Source organism: Nonomuraea sp. NPDC049141 (genome assembly GCF_040648415.1).
GTDB lineage: Bacteria > Actinomycetota > Actinomycetes > Streptosporangiales > Streptosporangiaceae > Nonomuraea.
On record NZ_JBEZDR010000099.1, the window covers coordinates 1 to 3,382 of the forward strand.

Here is a 3,382-nt window from a genome sequence, read left to right on the forward strand (position 1 = left end):
GTCGTAGGAGACCAGCACGGGCGCGGCCGTGGGCTGCCGGGGGCCCGGTGGGTCGGGCGGCACCGCCGGGATCGCGCTGCCGCCGAGCAGGGTGAGCGCGGCCAGCGTGCCGACCGCGAAGATGGGGGCTCCCCGTGTCATGGGCGGTTCGACGCGCCCGGCCGCCGGGCGGTTCCGGCCTTCCTCCGCCCTTCCGCGCCGCTTCTCCCGGGGTGCCGTCTCGCCGGCGGCCCGCGCGGGTCAGCGGGGGGAGGGACCGACGCCGGGGGACTCGACCAGCCGGGAGAGCACGATGGTGCTCCGGGTCGAGGTCACGAAGGGCTCGGCCCGCAGCCGCTCCAACGCCGCCTCCAGGTGCGCGATGTCGGCGGCCCTCAGGTGTACGAGCGCGTCGGCCTCGCCCGAGACGGTGTACGCGCCCACCACCTCGGGGTGCCGGCGGGTGGCCACCCCGATCTGCGCCGGCGTGGTGCGTCCGGCGCAGAACAACTCGACGAACGCCTCCGTGGTCCAGCCGACGGCGGCGGGGTCGACGACGGCGGTGAAGCCCCGGATCACGCCGGCCGACCGCAGCCGGTCGACCCGCCGCTTGACCGCCGGGGCGGAGAGCGACACCCGCTGGCCGATGTCCGCGTACGAGGCGCGGGCGTCCGCGACGAGCAACGCAATGATCCGCTGGTCTACGGCATCTATCTGCAACGTTCCGCCTCTGGGAAGCAACGGTTGTGGCTGTTACCAAAGTTCGAGGGTACCTACCCTTGGTCACCGTGAACCAGCAGCGAGTCCCGCGAAAGCGGACATATCTCATGTGCTCGCCCGAGCACTTCGCGGTCGAGTACGCGATCAACCCGTGGATGGACGTGTCCACCCCGGTCGACTCGGAGCTTGCGGTCAAGCAGTGGGACCGGCTGCGGGAGACCCTGGTCGGCCTCGGCCACGAGGTGCACCTGCTGACGCCCGAGCGGGGCCTGCCCGACATGGTCTACGCGGCCAACGGGGCGTTCGTGGTCGACGGCACGGTCTACGGCGCGCAGTTCAAGCACGAACAGCGGGCCGCCGAGGCCGCCGCCCACCGGGCCTTCTACGAGTCGCGGGGCTGGCGGTTCATCGCGCCGATCGAGACCAACGAGGGCGAGGGCGACTTCGCGTACCTGCCGGAGGCGCACGGTGGGCTGATCCTCGCCGGGCACGGCTTCCGTACCGAGCTGCCGGCGCACGCGGAGGCGCAGGAGGCGCTGGGCCGGCCCGTGGTGTCGCTGCGCCTGGTCGACCCGCGCTTCTACCACCTGGACGTCGCGCTCGCCTCCATCGACGACGAGAACGTCGTCTACTACCCGGGCGCCTTCTCCGCCGCCAGCCAGCGGGTGCTCACCCAGCTCTTCCCCGACGCGGTGGTCGCCGACGCCGAGGACGCCCTGGCCTTCGGCCTCAACCTGGTCAGCGACGGGCTCAACGTGGTGCTCAACAGCGAGGCGACCCGGCTGGCCGGGAAGCTGAAGGCGGCCGGCTACCACCCGGTCCCGGTCGAGCTGGCCGAGCTGAAGAAGGGCGGCGGCAGCGTGAAGTGCTGCATCGCCGAACTCCGCCCCTGACCCGTTTCCGCCATGCCGCCCCACCCGCCCACCCACGGTGGGTGGGCGGGGTCAGCCCAGGGTGGCCAGTTCGGTCACCAGGACGTTCGAGAGGACCTGCCCGTCGAGCTGCACCTCGCGCAGGTACCACTTCTGCTGCGGCGTACGGGGCTGGTTGAACTGCCACAGCCCGCGCGGGCTGTCGATCTGGCCGATCTTGCCGAGGGCGAGGTTGACCTGCTGCGGGGTGGGTGAACCGCCCGCGAGCCGGATCGCCTGGTCGAGCACCTGCGCGGCGTCGTACGAGGCCATGGCGTAGGTGGTGGGCGAGGTGCCGTGCTTCTTGCGGTACGCGGAGGCGAACCGGCGGTTGGCCGTGTTGTTCAGGTCGGACGAGTAGTTGAGGGCCGTCTGGATGCCCAGCGCGTCCTCGGCCTTGACGCTGCTGAGCACCGCGCCCTCGGTGAGGAAGCCGGGGGCGTACACCTTGCCGGTGAACCCCTCGATGCGCAGCTGCTTGATGAACTCGACGGCCGCCGGCCCGGCGAAGAAGCAGAACACCGCCGACGGGTTCCGGCCCAGCGCCGTGCGGATGTCGGCCCGGTACGCGGACTTGGACGGGTTGGTGTGGACGCCCGTGGAGACCGTGGCGTCCTTGATCCGGGGGTCGGACTCGCCGAACTCCTGCCGGAAGCCCCGGATGACGTCCTGGGCGGGGACGCTGTCCGGCGCGATGATCGCCAGCCGCGCCGAGTCCGGCAGCTGTTCGCGCAGGTAGCGACCCAGTGCCCGGCCCGCCTCGTCCAGCACGTACGACGTCCGCCAGATGTAGACGACGCTCTGGAGGCTGGACGGCGAGGCGTTGGAGCCGATCAGGGGCACCCGGGCCTGCTCGACGGTGTCCCGGATGCCGGACATGACGTTCGCGTCGACCACGCCGGTGAGGGCGAGTACGCCCTGCTTGAGCAGCCCTTCGACGGCCGCCTTGCCGGTCTTGACGCTCTCGCCCTCGTCGGCGGTGAGCAGGGTGGTCGGGTGCCCACCCAGCAGCTTCTCGTTGAGGTCGAGGAAGAGCTGGAAGCCGTTGGTGATCTCATCGCCGATCGCCTTGAGGCCGCCGCTGGTCGGCGCCACGAGGCCGATCTTGATGGGGCTTCCGGGGCTGGCCGACTCGCCGTCGGCGTCGTCGGTGCCGCATCCGGCGACCAGTCCGGCCGTACCGAGAGCGGCCAGGAGTTGGAGGGCCCGCCTGCGGTTCATCTGCGACACCGAGTTCCTTCCGGGGGAGCGTTGCAGGGCGGATCACGCCCCCTCGGCGTTCTACCCGGTCAGCGACGCTGCGTCAATGCCTAACGATCTTCCTGGAGGGATCGGAAAGCAGCCGTGATCTGCGGCCATGCCGCCGACTCCGGATCGATGAGCCCGAAATGCTCGCATTCTGGCAGCTCAAGAAGGGCGATATCGCCACCCGAGGCGCGGCCGGCCGCCACGAACTCCCGGCTCATCGCGATGGGCACCTGCTGATCCAGTGCGCCATGCGCGACTACTGTGCGTGTTGGTGTTGACACCGACAATCGTGGATCCGCCTCGGCGTACCGCTCGGGGTGCTCCACCGGTCCGCCGCCGAGCAGCGCGGCCACCGCCCCCTCGTCCAGATCCAGCCGGTACGCCTCCGCGAGGTTCGACACCGGGGCCAGCGCCAGTACGCCGCCGACGGCGGCCGGGGCGGTCGTGGCCACGTACAACGCCAGGTGTCCCCCGGCCGAGTGGCCCACCAGCAGCGGCGGCCCGGCGGCGACGCGGCCGGGCAG

Annotated in this window: 4 protein-coding genes; 1 reads left to right on the plus strand and 3 read right to left on the minus strand. The window is 71.5% G+C overall.

Features of this window, described 5'->3' with window-relative positions; translation table 11 throughout:
• Positions 1 to 240: 240 nt before the first annotated feature.
• Positions 241 to 699, minus strand: coding sequence for an Lrp/AsnC family transcriptional regulator (locus tag AB0B91_RS64605; protein ID WP_089002854.1), 459 nt, complete (start codon positions 697 to 699; stop codon positions 241 to 243).
• Positions 700 to 767: 68 nt separating this feature from the next.
• On the opposite strand from AB0B91_RS64605, the gene ddaH reads away from it, so the two are divergent.
• Positions 768 to 1,592, plus strand: a complete 825-nt coding sequence (gene ddaH / locus AB0B91_RS64610) for a dimethylargininase (protein ID WP_358342912.1) — start codon at positions 768 to 770, stop codon at positions 1,590 to 1,592.
• Between the two features lie 51 nt (positions 1,593 to 1,643).
• Here ddaH and AB0B91_RS64615 read toward each other — a convergent pair whose 3' ends face one another.
• Both AB0B91_RS64615 and AB0B91_RS64620 read right to left on the minus strand, forming a co-directional pair.
• Positions 1,644 to 2,831: an ABC transporter substrate-binding protein gene (locus AB0B91_RS64615; RefSeq protein ID WP_358342918.1), complete on the minus strand. Its 1,188-nt coding sequence runs from the start codon at positions 2,829 to 2,831 to the stop codon at positions 1,644 to 1,646.
• An 89-nt stretch (positions 2,832 to 2,920) separates the two neighbouring features.
• A partial coding sequence (locus AB0B91_RS64620; RefSeq protein ID WP_358342914.1) for a prolyl oligopeptidase family serine peptidase occupies positions 2,921 to 3,382 on the minus strand: 462 nt, incomplete at its 5' end.

What these genes read in the sequence shown, in the direction of transcription:
- AB0B91_RS64615 (WP_358342918.1), bottom strand. Translation starts at nt 2,831, where the DNA reads ATGAACCGCAGGCGGGCCCTCCAACTCCTGGCCGCTCTCGGTACGGCC.